This is a genomic window from Flavobacterium sp. KBS0721 (assembly GCF_002007065.3).
In the GTDB taxonomy this organism is placed as follows: Bacteria; Bacteroidota; Bacteroidia; order Flavobacteriales; family Flavobacteriaceae; genus Flavobacterium; species Flavobacterium piscis.
In genome coordinates this window covers 5,664,075-5,680,462 of the sequence record NZ_CP042170.1, presented here as the reverse complement: position 1 = coordinate 5,680,462, position 16,388 = coordinate 5,664,075, and the positions used below count along the sequence as shown (strand labels likewise).

Sequence of the window (16,388 nt, the reverse complement as noted above, 5' to 3'; positions counted from 1 at the left end):
AAATTTTAAACTATCTCCCAACCAATCGTTTTCTAATTTTATGATAACGTTTGTGATAAGAGCTATGACTAGGATAACTTCTGCCTGAAGTCATATTATTAAAAATCAAAGCAGTAAAAAGTAAAATTAATGTTCCCACTAAAACCGGAGAAATCACGTACATATATCCCAAAGCTTTTACTTTTTCGGTTCCGATAACGGCAATCAAAGCGGTTGCGCCTCCTGGAGGGTGAAGTGTTTTGGTAATCTGCATAGCGATTATGGCAAGCGAAACTGCCAATGGCGCAGCAATCCAGATAATATCCGGTGCCAGTTTATGAACTGTAACACCTATAAAAGCAGATATAACGTGTCCGCCAACTAAATTTCGGGGTTGTGAAAACGGACTTTGAATAATTCCGTAAACCAATACACTCGAAGCTCCAAAGGAACCAATTAAATAAACGGCATCATTTCCTGAAAAGTGAATTGACTGTACGTAAGCCAGAATTCCAATCCCAATAAATGAACCAATAAATGACCAAAAATGTTCTTTAGTGTCAATTAAAGTTTCTTTGTAAAGAATATATCGTGTTTTGCGGTAGCTTCTTTTAATTTTTGGAGTGGGCATAAATGTGGTATTTTGCTTGAAAAGAATTAAGATTAATAATTAACTTATTTAGTCAGGCTTGGGGCATAACTGTATACGGTAAAAGGATAAATCATTTTTGCGGTATATTTTGATATTAAACAAACGACCAAAATGGGTAAAAACAAAGTGTAGTCATTTGTTAATCCGCATACTAAAAATATGGCTGTAAAAGGTGCATGAATACTGGCACTTAAAACAGCTGCCATCCCGATAATCATAAAGTTAACCGGAAGTACGTGCACATGAAAAAATGTATTTAGAACAGAAGCCAATAATAATCCTAAAAAAGCACCAATGAAAAGGCTTGGAGCAAAAACTCCTCCGTCTCCGCCCGAAGCTAATGTAATAGAGGTTACAATTGGTTTTAAAAGCAAGACTCCAACAAAAGTAAAAGCTAAAGTAAGTGTTAACGGAATTTCTGTTGAGTTACCAAAAATCCCTTTTATAGCATGATAGCCTTCGCCATATAATTGAGGGAAAACAAATAGCGAAACACTTAAAACAACAGAACCAATTAAGATTTTATAATAATGAGTGTCGATTCTTCCAAATTGAGATTTAAAGAACAAGACACAACGCGTTAGATAAACCGAATTTATTCCTGCTAAAATTCCTAAAAGAATAAAATAGGGAATCGCTTTTAAATGCCAGGTTGTAATAGAAACAGCAAATAATGGCTCTTCCTTTAGTATAGTAAGTAATCCAAAAGCAACTGAAACTGCAATGATGTTCGAAATCACAAAAGCACGGGTCACTTTTCTGGAAATTACTTCGAGTGCAAATAAAATTCCTGCAATTGGGCTGCTGAATAAAGCGGTAACACCAGCAGCAACTCCGGCACAAATTAACTCAGTTTTGTATTTACGAAATACATTTTCTTTTTGCTGTGCAACGGATCCTATTGTGGCGGTGGCAACAACTGTCGAAACTTCGATTCCGGTTGAACCTCCAAAAGCAACGGTTAGTAAGCCGTTTATAAAGTGTGATGGAATTTTATAAGAAGGTAAATTTTTTGAAGTTGATTTGGTACTTTCAAAAACTTCTTTGATGCCTTTGTTTTCTTTTTTCTTGAATAAATATTGTCTTAGAAAATAAATTACAGACAATCCGAAAACCGGAAAAATAATATAAAAAATGGGGTTTACCGAGACTTCATGAAAGAAGATTTCTTCGTAATACTCCGTAATTTTTTTTAGTGAAATTCCTAAAAAGGCAGAAAGAAAGCCAATTAAAACAGAAACGATAACTAATTTTTGAAGGACAATAAATTGATGATTTTTTTTGATTTTCGCCGTTTTGTTCATCAGATGTGGATTTATAAAATCGCAATATTTTTATGCGGATTACAAAATTAGAGAATCAAATTCGTTTTTTAATACAAATCACTCATTATATTGTGTTAAAGTTATAAAAGAAAGAAAATTCTTTAATTTGCCACAAAGACACCAAGGCACTAAGTTTTTCCTCATTTTATGTCATGTTTACGAAAGAGAAATATCATTAGAAACTTGGCAAAGATTGGCGATTTTGTTTGCGGCGTTACGATTGTGATTCTTCGTTCCTCAGAATGACAAACAATATGTTTTATCACGTAATCTTTTAAAAAAAACTTTGCGTCTTAGCGTCTTTGTGGCAAGAAAATCACTTATCTCTCATAAAACTCAATAGGCAACAAATCAGGATCAGCAATAAATGTAAATCGCTTTTCGGTGGTTTCGTCAATTCTGATGGGTTCTGATTCGATATTTTTAGTATTCAGGAAAGCAATTGTTTCTTCCAGATTAATTACTTCGAATGCTAGATGACGTAATCCAACCGCTTCCGGTCGTGAAGGACGTTGCGGCGGATTTGGAAATGAAAATAATTCGATGATGTAAGTTCCGTTTAAAGCCAAATCTAATTTATAAGATTGGCGCTCTTCGCGGTAGATTTCCCTAATAATCGTTAATCCTAAAACTTCGGTATAAAAAGTTTTCGATTTTTGATAATCAGAACATAAGATGGCAATATGATGGACTTTATTTAAGGTAAGCATTTATTTAGATTCAGGTTCTTGATTTAATTTTCTAATAACTTTGGCCGGATTTCCAACAGCTAATGAGTTGTCCGGAATGTCTTTTGTAACCACAGATCCTGCGCCAATAACACAGCCTTTACCAATAGTTACTCCTGGACAAATAACAGAGTTTCCGCCAATCCAGCAATCGTCTCCAATAGAAATAGGCAATGCATTTTCGAGTGATCTTCTTAATTCGGCGTCAAGCGGATGCGTGGCAGTATAGATTTGAACATTTGGAGCGAAAAACACATTCGATCCAATATTTACGGGCGCGCAATCCAGAACAACACAATTGACATTAAAATAAACGTTGTCGCCACAAAAAATATTATAACCGTAATCGCAATGAAAAGGAGGCTCGATATAAAAACTCTTGCCCGTATTAGGAATTAATTCCGCTAAAATTTCTTTTGCTTTTTTGGTTAAGCGATATTCGGTTACGTTTAATCGGTGTAATAAATTTTTAGCTTTTCTTCGGTCTTTTACTAAAACAGGGTCTCCTGCAACATAATATTCTCCCGCAATCATTTTTTCTTTTTCGGTATTCATAAGAATTTAAAATTTAGTTTGCTTATTTATAAGCTTGTCGTTCGCGATCAGAACCCATTCTTGTCATTCCGAGGAACGAGGAATCCTCGTTGCAGAATCGACACAGATCTGCACTTTCTTTGCGGAGTTTCTTACGGAGATTCCTCGTTCCTCGGAATGACAAGATTGGGTTGCTATTTGCGAATGATGGATTAAAATCCATCCTACAATATATTTTGTTCCTACGGAACTCCTCAAAAAAATTCCGGAGAAATGCTTTATATTGTAGCAACGGATTTTAATCCTTGAAAGGATCAATTTTTATATTATTACTATATAATTAAAGCAACTTCTTCAAAATAACGATCTGTCCTAAATGATAAACATCGTGCTGAATAATGCCATGAATATGCTCGTAATACGTATGACCATTATTCACGTAAATTTTTTCGAAATCCTGATCGTCAAAATCTTCAAAAAAGGCATCCCATAATTCTTGTGATTTCCCCAGGCTTTGCAGCGATTGTTCCCATGAAGCTTCAGACGAATCCAGAATTGGTACAAAATAATTATGGTCAGGAGTAGTAACGGTTTCTCCCTGCATACGTCTTAAAATATTCCTTCTCCATTGAATTAAATGATTGACAATTTCCCAAATCGTGTTTAAATTTGGATTTATTTTTCTGTAAGCCTGCTCAGCCGTTATATTTTCTAAAGTATGTGCCAAAGTAACCTCCAGCCATGGATTTCCATTATAAATGGACTGATATAAATTCGAAACTCTTTTGCTTTCTGACATAACTGCGATGGATTATTTGTGATTTCTAAAAATTAAATTTTCGGTTTTAGTGATTATCAAAGATATAAAATCAATTTCTAGATAAACTGTTTTACAACTTTTTCAGTCTCAGTATTAAAAACGAGTATACCTTCGTTTTTGTTGTCAAGCTGGTCGGCTAATTTTCCTTCTTTTGTCCAGACAGCACTGCGGCCAGCACTTACAAAATTATCGCATTCCCCAATACAATTAGCCATTAGAACCGGCATAATGTATTTTTTAGCAATGTTAGGATAATGCGCAAACGCTTTTTCTATTCCGTTTTGAGATTTTGCAACACTGGCGAGATAAATTTCACCTCCAAGTTCATTTGCTTTTTGTGCATGTTCCGTTTGCAGGCTTTCGAAACAAATAGCCGGAATAATTTTTTGATTATCAATTTCGATTATTTCCTGGCCTTTTCCATTTTCAAAATACGGCAATTCGTCTTCGTGAAGTAGCTGTTTAGAATAAGAAATACTTTCTTTATTGGGCTGAAAAATAATCATACTAATTTGTATGCCGCTTTCAGTTTTTAGCGGAAATCCAACTCCGATAGTAATGTTTTTAAGATCACTAATTTCCTGAAAGACATCAAAGCGCTTGTCATCTTTATGAGTTGCGAGATCTTTAGCCAACTCTGGTTCATAAGCTGTTAACGAAAGTTCAGGGAAAAAGACAGCATTCGCATTTAATGAAACTGCAAGTTCAATAAACTTTATATGCTTTTCAATATTGGCTGAAATATCTCCTTTTAAAGGTTTTACCTGTGCAATTGCTATGTTCATTAGATGTTTTATTAAATACTTTGAACTAAAAGCTAAGATACAAATAAAACTAATTTACAACTCATCCCTGAAATTCTACAATTGGGTTATTTTATATTTTTTAACAAAAAATGTTAAAATATATTTGCTCTATCAAAATCAAAAACCATGACAACCAAATTACTTTTTACAATTACCTTTTTATTTTTTACGACTTTCATTTTTGCCCAAAATACCATTTCCGGTAAAGTATTAGATCAAAAAGGCAAACCTGTTCCGGGCGCTAATATTTATATAGATGGAACATACGACGGAGCGACAAGTTCTGAAACGGGAGATTTTTCGTTTGAAACAACAGAAACCGGAAATAAAACATTAGTGATCAGTTTTTTACTTTATGATACTTTCAAAAAAGAAATTGATGTTGCCAACTATAAAGACCAAATCGTAAAATTAAGAGAGAATGTAAACGCACTGGATGCCGTTGTAATTACCGCCGGAACATTAGAATCCGGAGATAAAGCCAGAGTTTCAGTTTTAAAACCTTTAGACATTGTAACCACTGCAGGATCTGCCGGAAATATTATTGCCGCTTTGCAAACCTTGCCGGGAACACAAACTGTTGGCGAAGACGGACGTTTGTTTGTTCGTGGAGGTGAAGCCAGCGAAACCCAGACTTTTGTAGACGGACTTCGTGTAGCGCAGCCTTATGGCGCGACAACGAATAATTTGCCAACCCGCAGCAGATTTTCGCCATTTTTGTTTAGCGGAATTGCTTTTTCTACCGGAGGTTATTCTGCTGAATATGGTGAAGCTTTGTCCAGTGTTTTGTTATTGAATACGCAAGATGAGCCGGACCAGAATAAAACAGATATTGCCTTGATGACTGTAGGTTTAGGAGTTGGAAATACGCAAAAATGGAAAAAAAGCTCTTTTAGCATCAATACCAATTATATCAATCTGGCGCCTTATCAGGCTGTAATTCCTCAAAATGTAGACTGGAATAATCCGTATCAATCTTTAGGAGGTGAGGCAGTATATCGATATCATTTTGAAAGAGGTATTTTTAAATTATACGCTGCTTTTGATGCTGAAAAATTCGATTTAAACCAGAAGAATGTAAATTTCGCTGATCCCATCAGAACCGATTTAAACAATAATAATTTTTATTTGAATGCCTCTTATAAAGGAGATTTTGGAACCGGCTGGCAGCTTACTTCAGGAATTAGTTACGGTTACAGCAAAAACAAAATCAAATTCGATAGTAATGATGTTGACAGCAACGAAAATGCAGCACAACTGAAATTGAAACTGAGAAAAAACATCTCAAACTATTTTAAATTGTCTTTTGGAGCCGATTATTTTATGACGAGATACAATGAAAACTTTGATGATAATATTTCGATAAAAACAGCAAATGGTTACGATTCAAACATCGCTGCATTTTATACCGAAGGAGATATTTTATTCTCGAAAAACCTGGCAATGAAAGTAGGTTTGAGGCTTTCGAATAATAGTTTACTTGACGAAACGAATATTGCACCAAGAGCTTCAATCGCTTATAAAGTTTCTAAAAACAGTCAGTTTTCGTTTGCTTACGGAGATTTTAGCCAAACTCCTGTTGTTGATTATATTAAATACTCAAAATACCATCAGTTCGAAAGTGAAAAAGCGAGACATTATATTTTAAATTATCAGTTTACAAAACCAGGACAAACCTTTAGAGCTGAGGCTTACTATAAAGATTACAGCAATTTAGTTCAGTACAATACGAGAGATATTCAGTACAATTCAGTTTTCAATAATAACGGTTCAGGTTATGCAAAAGGATTGGATTTGTTTTGGAGAGACAGTAATTTATTAAAAAACTTAGAATATTGGATTTCATATTCTTATATCGATTCAGAAAGACAATACAAGAATTTTCCAACTATGGCAACTCCTAATTTTGTTGCGAATCACAGTTTATCTATCGTAACCAAATATTTTATCACCGATTGGAAATCGCAAATAGGTTTCACCAACAGTTTTAGTTCAGGCCGACCTTACAACGATCCAAATCAAACTCAATTTATGAACGGAAAAACAAAGTCATATAATAGTTTGAGTTTTAACTGGGCGTATTTATTAACGACACAAAAAATTCTGTATTTCTCAGTTTCGAATGTATTAGGAACTCAAAATGTTTTTGGTTACGATTACGCAAAATTACCGGACCCAAACGGAGTGTATAACAGACAGCCCGTTGTACCAACCGCAGACAGATTCTTTTTCGTAGGTTTCTTCTGGACGATTAGTGATAATAAAAATGAGAATCAGTTGAAAAATTTATAGTTGCTAAGATACTAAGGTTCTAAGATGCTAAGAAAAGATTCTAAGGCTCTAAGTCGCGAAGATTTTAGATATTAAATAAAAAAAACTTAGAACCTTAGCATCTTAGAATCTCAGAACCTCAAAAAAAAACAATTCAGTCATCAAAATCAACAACTCAGTATTATTTAATTTTAAGAGAACAAAAACCAAAGTATTTTTGAAGTATAAATAATAAGCGACTAAGTTGCTAAGCCTCTAGACACTGAGAAAAAAAGAAGCTTATCTCCTTAAAACCTTAACAAATTAAAAAGAAGAGTTTTAATCATCAACAAAACTTAGAATCTCAGAACCTTAGCATCTTAGTAACTTAAAAAAAAGCCATGATCAAAATTATTACAATAATCACCTTATTTATCTGCAGTCTGATGTCTGCTCAAAATGTAAAACTAACCATTGCTGTTTCGGGTTTAAAGAATAATTCAGGAACTCTTAAAGTAGGTTTGTACAACTCAGATGGTACATTTCTTAAAACAACTTATAAAAGTGTTGCTTCTAAAATTAAAGACAACAAAGCAATGGTAACATTCGACAATCTTCCGGCTGGAGAATATGCAATTTCAACGTACCACGATGAAAACAATAACGGAAAACTGGATAAAAACATGATGGGAATTCCTTCTGAAGATTATGCCGCTTCAAACAATGCAAAAGGATTTATGGGACCGCCGGCCTATAAAGATGCTAAATTTGTCATTGCTAAAGATTCAAAAATTGAAATTGCCTTATAAAATAGTAACTAACAAAATAATTTAAAAACAACCATTTTAATTACCTGTAAAATGAAAAAAATCATCACTTTAGTCGCATTATTCGCAGTTTTAATAAGTTCTGCCCAAACACAATTTGAACAAGGAATGGGAAAAGCGTTCGGGCTTTGGAAAGAAGGAAAAAACACAGAAGCTTCGGCTTTGTTTGAAAGAATCGCTGCAGCAGAAAAAACAAGTTATTTGCCTAATTATTATGTTGCTCTAATCAACACTACAACTGCATTTTCTGAAAAAGATAAAACAAAAATAGATTTGTTATTGACAAAAGCTCAAGATGCATTAGATACTGAGTTAATAAAAGATCAAAACAATGCCGAATTATATGCCCTGCAGGCTTTGATTTATACGGCCTGGGTAGTAGCAGACCCAATGACAAACGGAATGAAATATTCAGCCAAGGTAATGGAAGCTTACGCAAAAGGAAAAGCAATCGATCCTAACAATCCCAGAATTGTTTTTGGAGAAGCTGATTATCAGTTAGGCGGCGCAAAATGGACAGGTGTTGATACAAAACCACTTTGTGTACAAGTTGATAAAGCTGTTGAACTTTTTGCTACATTTAAACCAGAAACTTCTTTTTCGCCAAAATGGGGATTAGAAAGAGCTTTAGAAGCTCAAAAAAATTGCAAAAAATAAAAATAATTTAAGTTGATATTATAATGAAAGACTATAGAAGTTCATTTGCTGATTTAAAAAGCGGAACAATCATTTGTTTCAAGATTTCTATGGTCTTTACAGTAATATTCTCTGCTTTTTTAGGCGCTGATCTCACCATTCAAAACGTATTGCTAACATTTCTTTTAAGCTCTCTTTATTCTTTTGGATTGGGTTTTGGAAATGGTTTTTTAAGTGTTCTCCTGGATAGAAAATGGGATTGGCTGGAACAGACTAATTTAAGAGTGTATTACGGAATTTTGGTTACGGTTTTATACACTGTTCCAGCCGTTTTAGGAATTAATTATATCATTTATGTATTAGTTCAAAATCTTCCTGTAGAGAAGTTTTTTAGCGACAGAATGATTTGGAACCACTTTTTTTATATCGTTTTATCTCTTGGAGTTTCTATTTTCATGCAGGCAAGAAGCTTTATGGTAAAATGGAAACAGGCATCAAAGTTCGAGATAACACAACAAAAGATTATTGCAGGAACGGCAAATGCTAAATTTGAAAGTTTAAAAAATCAGATCGACCCGCACTTTCTTTTTAATAGTTTGAATGTTTTAAGTTCTTTAATCGAAGAAAATCCGGATAATGCGCAACGTTTTACCACTTCATTATCTAAAATTTACCGTTACGTTTTAGAGCAAAAAGACAAAGAACTGGTATCGGTCGAAGATGAATTGTCATTCGCAAAAACCTATATGAATTTGCTCAAAATGCGTTTCGAAAATAGTTTGTTTTACGAATTACCTGCAACAAATATCAATCCGGATGCAAAAGTAGTTCCGCTATCGTTGCAGCTTTTGTTAGAAAATACAGTAAAACACAATGTAGTGAGTGAGCAAAAACCACTGCATATCAGAATTTTTGTTGATGGAGAATATTTAGCCATTCAGAATGATTTTCAAAAGAAAGAAGTTTTGCAGGACAGGCAAGGAGTGGGGTTGCAGAATATCGTAAATCGATACGGAATTGTAACCAACAGAAAAGTATTGATTGAACAAAATGAGAAAAATTTTACAGTCAAAATTCCAATTTTGACCAAACAAATTACAGTTATGGAAACAAGTGCAGAATATAGCGATGAAAATAAGGCTTATTTCAGAGCTAAAAAAAGAGTAGAAGAATTGAAAGGTTTTTACGGGAATGTTATTTCATATGTTTGTGTGATTCCATTCTTGATTTTTATAAATTTGAGGTATTCTCCTGGATTTCAGTGGTTTTGGTTTTCGGCTTTGGGCTGGGGATTTGGAGTCGTAATGCATGCTTTTAAAGTTTTTGGTTACAGCTCAGATTGGGAAGAACGAAAAATCAGGCAGATCTTAGAGAAAGAAAATAAACAAACCTGGAAATAATTATGGAAAATCATCTTAATAATGATCAGGAAGAATTCGAACTTCAAAAAATGGCAAATAAAAAAGTAGTAAAATTGAAAGCTTTTTATTCGCATATGTTTGTCTACGTTATAGGAGTGATCTTTTTTATTTTGAAGGAATATTTCGGAGTTCCGTTTAATTTTTTCCCTTTAAAACATATCAATCTTTTTGTAATGGGAATCTGGACGGTTTTCTTCTTAGTTTCTGCCATTGATGTATTCGCTTCTTTTAAAATTTTTGGGGAAGAATGGGAAGAGCGTAAAGTGAAAAGTATCTTAGAGAAAAAAACAAAAAAACAAAAATGGGAGTAATCATGGAAGTAAATTATAATGAAGAGGATAAATATTTCGCAGCTAGAAAGAAAGTAGAAAGTATTAAAGGATTTTACGGAAACCTGACTTCTTTTTTACTAGTAAACGCAGTTTTGATTTTTATTAACTTGTATACATCACCCAATCATTTATGGTTTTACTGGCCTTTGATGTGGTGGGGATTTGGAGTTGTTTTTCATGGGTTAAAAGTTTTTGAAGTATTTCCGGTTTTAGGAAAAGGCTGGGAAGAAAGAAAAATCAAAGAATTTATGGACAAGGAAAAAGAGAATAAAAGCAAATGGCAATAATTTTAAAGTTATAATAAAATGGGAAGATTTAGAAGACAGTTTTATGATGAATTAGGTGAAGAATACCAAAAGCATTATGGAAAACACAGCGGGGACGAAAATTATAAGGCAGCATACAAAAAAGTCAAAAAAATTAAAGGATTCTATTCGCATTTAAAAGTGTATATAATCGTTAATTTGATCATTATTTTCTCGAGTCTAAACAGAGATTTTTTTGGGAAAGCGTTTAATGAAAGTGGTTTATTTGAATGGCATACGTATTCAACTGCTGTATTTTGGGGCATTGCTATTTTAATTCATGCCTTTACGGTATTTGGACCGGACGTTTTTTTTAGTAAAGACTGGGAGCAAAAGAAAATTCAAAAATATATTGATAAAGATGCTCAGAATAAAAATAAATGGGAGTAATTTTAAACTGAATTTTTCAATTTTTGCATTGTACTAAATGACCACATTAATTATAGAAGACGAAAAGCCGGCAGCAAGATTATTGCAGCGTAAGCTCGAAAAGTTAGATATTGCAGTAGAAACCATGCTGCACTCTGTAGAAGAATCAGTTCATTGGTTTACCAATAATCAACATCCTGATTTAATCTTTCTTGATATTCAGTTATCAGATGGTTTGTCGTTTGAAATCTTCGAAAAAGTAAACATTCAAAGCGCGATTATTTTTACTACGGCTTATGATGAATATGCTTTAAAGGCCTTCAAATTAAATAGTATCGATTATCTTTTGAAACCTATTGACGAGGATGATTTAGAAATTGCTGTCACAAAATTCAAAAACCGAATTCCAAAAGCAGATTCAGGAAATCAAAATCTTCAACTTGATTTTGAGCAAATTCGTCAAATGTTGTCCAATCCTTTCGAGAAGAGTTACAAAAAACGATTCACCGTAAAGATAGGCCAACATTTAAAAGTTATTACGACTGATGAAATCGAATGTTTTTTTAGTGAAAACAAAGGAACTTATATTCATACTTTCGAAAATAGAAACTATCTGATCGATTCTACTTTAGAAATTTTGGAACAGGAATTAGACATGAAGGATTTTTTTCGCGTAAGCAGAAAATTTATTGTTCCGCTTACAGCAATCAAAGAAATTCAGGTATATACCAATTCACGTCTCAAAGTAATTTTACCTTCTTATAAAGAAGACGAAGTGATTGTAAGCCGTGAAAAAGTGCAGGATTTTAAAGCATGGCTGGGATAAATTTATTCCATGCAGAATTCAACCCGAAATTAAAGAGCCATCGGCTCGATCAATTTTTTAGGGTCGAATTTTAATCCGGTTTAGATTCAATGCGGTTTAGGTCAAAATAGATAAAAAACAAAAAGATCCTTAAAACGAAGGATCTTTTTTGTTTTTTATGTTTGTTTATTTACTCAATCGATGCAAGGTAAAAGTCATTGCACTCAAAAGGAAAAATGCCATAATTTGGTGAATTAATCCTAAAGCCAATGGAACACTATATAATAGCGTAAATACACCCAATGCAAATTGAATAAATACAAAAGCTACTAAAGTTTTAATGCTATTTACTTGTGTTCTTGAAAGCGAAAATTGAGTGCTTTTATAGTATAAAAACAAAATAAGAGCCACTACAACATAAGCAAAAGTCCTGTGTACAAACTGGACACCGCTTTTACCTTCGATTAAATTTTTGACCAAAGTTGGTTGTTCAATAAAAACAGAATCGTGTATAAATTCTCCATCACTCATTAATGGCCAGTGATTGTGAATTAATCCTGCATTTAATCCCGCCACAAAACCGCCATAAATAATTTGAATTAATAGCGCCACCAAAGCAAATCGTGCAATATTGCGAAGCGGAATTACTTTAGTAATCGTGCTTTCAGGATAAATTAAATCTAATGCTACCCATAAAGTATAAGCGAAAGTGATGAAAGCAAAAGTAAGGTGTAAAGAAAGTCTAAAGTGGCTTACATCAGGATTGTCGATTAATCCGCTGCGAACCATAAACCATCCAAGGAAACCTTGAAAACCTCCCATTGCCAAAAGAACGATACATTTTTTGATAGTAGAACGATCCAGTTTCTTTTTCATTAAAAAATAAACAAAAGGAACAAAGAAAACTAGCCCGATGATTCGACCAATAAAACGGTGAAACCATTCCCAGAAGTAAATAAATTTATAATCGGATAATTGAAAATCGTTGTGAATATTGATTTTTTGATACTCCGGAAACTTCTTGTATTGCTCGAAAGCTTCATTCCATTTTGCATCCGTAAGAGGCGGGAAGGTATCAGTTACCAAATGCCAGTCGGTCATGGATAAACCTGAATTTGTTAAACGGGTAATTCCGCCAACAACAACCATTAAAAACAATAAAACACATCCTGATAGTAACCAAATGATTACTGATTTATTCTCTTTTTTCATTCTTTTCCAATTAATTCTATTTCGTTTGTTCGTTTTTTCTTTAAGTAAAATTTTGCCATAAAATAATTTGCAATAATATTTAATGGAAGTATTATCGAAAGCTTCCCAATTCTCTCGGCATACGTATCATTGATTTCTAATTTTAAAACATCTATAAGAATAGAGGATTCAAAAATAAAGAATGCAATAAAAACTATTGCAATTGCAATTATGCAGCTAAAGAAAAATATAATTTTAAGTTTAAAATGGTTACTGTTTGTGTCTTTTAGTTTTTTTGAAAACATAATATTTGATATTATGAATACCAATAAAAGTAAAACAAGAAAGACAGCACCTAAAGCATCCATTATTTCTTAGGCGTTAAATTTAATTTTACAGCTCTTTTAATTATAAAATCATATGCAGCCTGATATTCATTCGGGATATCACCTTCCAAAATAGCTTCTTTCACCGCTTCTTTCAAAACTCCAATTTCGCGCGAAGGTTTTAAATCGAATATTTCCATAATTTCTTCACCTGAAATTGGCGGTTGAAAATTACGAACATGATCGCGTTCTTCTACTTCGACAATTTTCTTGCGAACGATTTCAAAGTTTTTGTGGTATTTCTTGAATTTCGAAGGATTCTTGGTTGTAATATCTGCTTCGCACAATGTCATTAAATCCTCAACATCTTCACCAGCATCAAAAACCAAACGACGGACTGCGCTGTCGGTTACAATATCCTGCGCCAAAACAATCGGACGCGAACTCATAATAACCATTTTTTGCACAAATTTCATTTTATGGTTTAATGGCATGTGAAGACGTTCGAATATTTTCTTCGCCATTTTTCCACCTAAAAATTCATGACCGTGAAAAGTCCATCCTTGTTTTTTATTAAAACGCTTTGTTGGCGCTTTTCCAATATCATGCAACAAAGCCGACCAACGTAACCAAACATCATCTGTATTAGGGCAAATATTATCGACTACTTCAAGTGTGTGATAAAAGTTGTTTTTATGCGTATGACCTTCAATTTCCTCTACTTGATTTAAAGCTGTTAACTCAGGTAAAATAATATCCAAAAGTCCGGTTTTGTATAAAAGTAAAAATCCTGTTGAAGGTTTTGGAGTAGATAGAATTTTGTTTAATTCGTCTACAATTCTTTCACCGGAGATAATTTTAATACGATCTGCATTTTTGGTGATAGCATTTAGTGAGTTTTCTTCGATTTCGAAATTCAATTGCGTTGCAAAACGAATCGCACGCAACATTCTCAACGGATCATCAGAATAAGTGATATCAGGGTTTAAAGGCGTTTTTATCGTTTTGTTTTCTAAATCGGCCAAACCATTAAAAGGATCAGAAAGATCTCCAAAGGTTTTTTCGTTTAGCGATAAAGCCAATGCATTTATGGTAAAATCACGACGGTTTTGATCGTCTTCAAGCGTTCCGTTTTCTACAATAGGATTTCGGCTGTCAAAATTGTAAGATTCTTTTCGGGCACCAACAAATTCAATATCAGTATCTTCAAAACGCAGCATTGCGGTTCCGTAAGTTTTAAAAACCTGTACTTTTGGTTTTTTTGGAAGTAATTCAGAAACCTTCAAAGCCAATTCGATACCACTGCCAACAGCAACCACATCAATGTCTTTTTTTGACCCCCGATTTAAAAGCAAATCCCTAACAAAGCCGCCAATTACATAACTGTCGACATTAAGTTCCTGAGATGCTTTCGAAATTATTTCGAAGATTTTATTTTGTAAAGCTGTTTTATAGTTTGTTTGTATAGCCACGAATTCACTAATTTTTTATAAAATAATACGTTTGTGTTCAAGTGAGACAGAATTAAAGTTTGCTAAAATTGCCAAATGGGTTTTTGAAACCTTTAAATAATTTAGACATTGCGAAATATGTTTGGGATGTAAAAAATCACTTGATTTTATTTCAAGTATAATTTTATCAAACAAAACAAAATCAGCATAGAATCTATGATTCAATATCGTGTCTTTATAATTTACTAAATATTCTTTTTCTCTTTCAAATGGAATATTTGCTTTTCTAAATTCATATTCTAAAGCATCTTTATAAACGATTTCAGAAAAACCTCCACCTAAATTTCTATGAACATCAAATAAAATTCCCATTATCTGATAACTTTCCAGTTGATATAATATTTTTGTCATACTCTAATTTTTTTTCGCCACGAATTCACGAATTTTTTTAAATTAATGATTAAAAAGTTAATTCGTGAATTCGTGGCTAATATTTAGAATGCAACTTTCAATTTTATATTGAAATGTTATTTGGAATTTTATAGCTGCAAATTTACAACATAGAAAATGCCTATTACAATCTATCGTTTACTTTTTTGAACAAATTCATAGTTTCAGGTATCAAATTTTATTAAAACAAAAGACTTCACGCTGAATTTCACGAATCATAATCAATAAAAAAAGAAATTCGTGAATTCGTGGCGAAAAAAAAACATCCGTCGGGTTGATTTATATACCTATCAAACAAATCAATTCTGATATCTTATTTTTAAAATTTCAATTTGTATTTTTGAATTCTATAAAAAATGCACACATGAAAATTGTTATATCGCCGGCGAAGTCATTAAATTTCGAAAAAGAATTACCAACTCCTCAATATACTGAACCTGCTTTTTTAAAAGAAGCGCGTCAGGTTCATAAAGTTTTAAAAGAAAAAAAGCCAGCTGAATTAGCAGACTTAATGTCAATCTCAGATAAATTATCAGATTTAAACTGGAAAAGAAATCAGGATTGGAAAACTCCTTTTACTCCGGAAAATGCACGTCCGGCCATTTATACTTTTGATGGAGATGTATATACGGGATTGGATGCTTATACAATTCCGTTAGAGAAAGTAGAGGTTTTACAAAATAAGCTTAGAATTTTATCCGGTCTTTATGGCGTTTTAAAACCATTAGATTTAATGCAGGCGTACCGTTTAGAAATGGGAACTAAATTACCAATTGGTGAATATAAAAATCTGCATGAATTCTGGAAACCAACTGTTACAAAAGCTTTAAACAAAGAATTAGAAAAAGGAGAATTGTTTGTGAATTTAGCGAGTAACGAATATTTCTCTGCAGTTGATGTTAAGGCTTTAAAAGTTCCTGTAATTACTCCGGATTTTAAAGATTACAAAGACGGAAAATTAAAAATCATCAGTTTCTTTGCTAAAAAGGCGAGAGGTATGATGGTACGTTATATTATCGATACGAATGCCGAAACTATTGATGATCTTAAAGGTTTCGATTATGATGGATATGGTTTTGATGCCAATCTTTCTGATGGAAATCATTTGGTGTTTACAAGGTAGGTTTTTTTGAGGAAGGTTCTAAGATTCTAAGATGCTGAGGTTCTAAGATTTTTAGTAG

General features: G+C 33.1%; 19 protein-coding genes. 9 read left to right on the top strand and 10 right to left on the bottom strand.

Annotated features, from left to right (window positions below; all coding sequences use genetic code 11):
• Positions 1-10: 10 nt before the first annotated feature.
• The 6 genes from B0M43_RS23565 to B0M43_RS23540 all read right to left on the bottom strand — a co-directional run bounded on the left by B0M43_RS23565 (position 11) and on the right by B0M43_RS23540 (position 4,823).
• Positions 11-610, bottom strand: coding sequence for an HPP family protein (locus tag B0M43_RS23565; protein ID WP_065451382.1), 600 nt, complete (start codon positions 608-610; stop codon positions 11-13).
• A gap of 44 nt (positions 611-654) precedes the next feature.
• Positions 655-1,935, bottom strand: a complete 1,281-nt coding sequence (locus B0M43_RS23560; RefSeq protein WP_078005645.1) for a chloride channel protein — start codon at positions 1,933-1,935, stop codon at positions 655-657.
• 341 nt (positions 1,936-2,276) lie between these two features.
• Positions 2,277-2,666 (bottom strand): VOC family protein, encoded by a 390-nt coding sequence (locus B0M43_RS23555; RefSeq protein WP_078005644.1) that lies wholly within the window; start codon positions 2,664-2,666, stop codon positions 2,277-2,279.
• On the bottom strand, positions 2,667-3,239 hold the full coding sequence (locus B0M43_RS23550) for a sugar O-acetyltransferase (protein WP_065451385.1): 573 nt from the start codon (positions 3,237-3,239) through the stop codon (positions 2,667-2,669).
• Positions 3,240-3,558: 319 nt separating this feature from the next.
• Positions 3,559-4,017 carry a DinB family protein gene (locus B0M43_RS23545; protein ID WP_065451386.1) on the bottom strand — a complete coding sequence of 153 codons (459 nt, stop codon included), beginning with the start codon at positions 4,015-4,017 and terminating at the stop codon, positions 3,559-3,561.
• 77 nt (positions 4,018-4,094) lie between these two features.
• Positions 4,095-4,823 (bottom strand): carbon-nitrogen hydrolase family protein, encoded by a 729-nt coding sequence (locus B0M43_RS23540; RefSeq protein WP_078005643.1) that lies wholly within the window; start codon positions 4,821-4,823, stop codon positions 4,095-4,097.
• A 147-nt stretch (positions 4,824-4,970) separates the two neighbouring features.
• On the opposite strand from B0M43_RS23540, the gene B0M43_RS23535 reads away from it, so the two are divergent.
• The 8 genes from B0M43_RS23535 to B0M43_RS23500 all read left to right on the top strand — a co-directional run bounded on the left by B0M43_RS23535 (position 4,971) and on the right by B0M43_RS23500 (position 11,810).
• Positions 4,971-7,136: a TonB-dependent receptor gene (locus B0M43_RS23535; RefSeq protein ID WP_078005642.1), complete on the top strand. Its 2,166-nt coding sequence runs from the start codon at positions 4,971-4,973 to the stop codon at positions 7,134-7,136.
• Positions 7,137-7,495: 359 nt separating this feature from the next.
• Positions 7,496-7,903, top strand: a complete 408-nt coding sequence (locus B0M43_RS23530; RefSeq protein WP_078005641.1) for a DUF2141 domain-containing protein — start codon at positions 7,496-7,498, stop codon at positions 7,901-7,903.
• A gap of 51 nt (positions 7,904-7,954) precedes the next feature.
• Positions 7,955-8,578 carry a hypothetical protein gene (locus tag B0M43_RS23525; RefSeq protein ID WP_078005640.1) on the top strand — a complete coding sequence of 208 codons (624 nt, stop codon included), beginning with the start codon at positions 7,955-7,957 and terminating at the stop codon, positions 8,576-8,578.
• 23 nt (positions 8,579-8,601) lie between these two features.
• On the top strand, positions 8,602-9,957 hold the full coding sequence (locus tag B0M43_RS23520) for a 2TM domain-containing protein (protein WP_078005639.1): 1,356 nt from the start codon (positions 8,602-8,604) through the stop codon (positions 9,955-9,957).
• A gap of 2 nt (positions 9,958-9,959) precedes the next feature.
• Positions 9,960-10,289 carry a 2TM domain-containing protein gene (locus B0M43_RS23515; protein WP_078005638.1) on the top strand — a complete coding sequence of 110 codons (330 nt, stop codon included), beginning with the start codon at positions 9,960-9,962 and terminating at the stop codon, positions 10,287-10,289.
• Complete coding sequence (locus tag B0M43_RS23510; RefSeq protein ID WP_078005637.1) at positions 10,280-10,597, top strand: 2TM domain-containing protein; 318 nt, start codon at positions 10,280-10,282, stop codon at positions 10,595-10,597. The genes B0M43_RS23515 and B0M43_RS23510 overlap by 10 nt, the downstream gene beginning before the upstream one ends.
• Positions 10,598-10,615: 18 nt before the next feature.
• Entirely contained in the window at positions 10,616-11,005 is a 390-nt protein-coding gene (locus B0M43_RS23505; protein WP_078005636.1) for a 2TM domain-containing protein, read from the top strand.
• 37 nt (positions 11,006-11,042) lie between these two features.
• Positions 11,043-11,810 (top strand): LytTR family DNA-binding domain-containing protein, encoded by a 768-nt coding sequence (locus tag B0M43_RS23500; RefSeq protein WP_078005635.1) that lies wholly within the window; start codon positions 11,043-11,045, stop codon positions 11,808-11,810.
• Positions 11,811-11,975: 165 nt separating this feature from the next.
• Here the strand turns inward: B0M43_RS23500 and B0M43_RS23495 are convergent, their stop codons facing one another.
• Genes B0M43_RS23495 through B0M43_RS23480 form a run of 4 tightly spaced genes read right to left on the bottom strand, consistent with a single transcriptional unit; the run spans position 11,976 to position 15,168 of the window.
• Positions 11,976-13,001 carry a COX15/CtaA family protein gene (locus B0M43_RS23495; protein WP_078005634.1) on the bottom strand — a complete coding sequence of 342 codons (1,026 nt, stop codon included), beginning with the start codon at positions 12,999-13,001 and terminating at the stop codon, positions 11,976-11,978.
• Entirely contained in the window at positions 12,998-13,348 is a 351-nt protein-coding gene (locus tag B0M43_RS23490) for a hypothetical protein (protein WP_078005633.1), read from the bottom strand. Before B0M43_RS23490 ends, B0M43_RS23495 begins: the two co-directional genes overlap by 4 nt.
• Positions 13,348-14,778, bottom strand: a complete 1,431-nt coding sequence (locus B0M43_RS23485) for a CCA tRNA nucleotidyltransferase (protein ID WP_078005632.1) — start codon at positions 14,776-14,778, stop codon at positions 13,348-13,350. The genes B0M43_RS23490 and B0M43_RS23485 overlap by 1 nt, the downstream gene beginning before the upstream one ends.
• Positions 14,779-14,793: 15 nt before the next feature.
• Positions 14,794-15,168 carry a GxxExxY protein gene (locus tag B0M43_RS23480; protein ID WP_065451400.1) on the bottom strand — a complete coding sequence of 125 codons (375 nt, stop codon included), beginning with the start codon at positions 15,166-15,168 and terminating at the stop codon, positions 14,794-14,796.
• Positions 15,169-15,571: 403 nt separating this feature from the next.
• Between B0M43_RS23480 and yaaA the strand changes: the two genes are divergently transcribed.
• Entirely contained in the window at positions 15,572-16,330 is a 759-nt protein-coding gene (yaaA, locus tag B0M43_RS23475; RefSeq protein WP_078005631.1) for a peroxide stress protein YaaA, read from the top strand.
• The last annotated feature ends 58 nt before the right edge of the window (positions 16,331-16,388 follow it).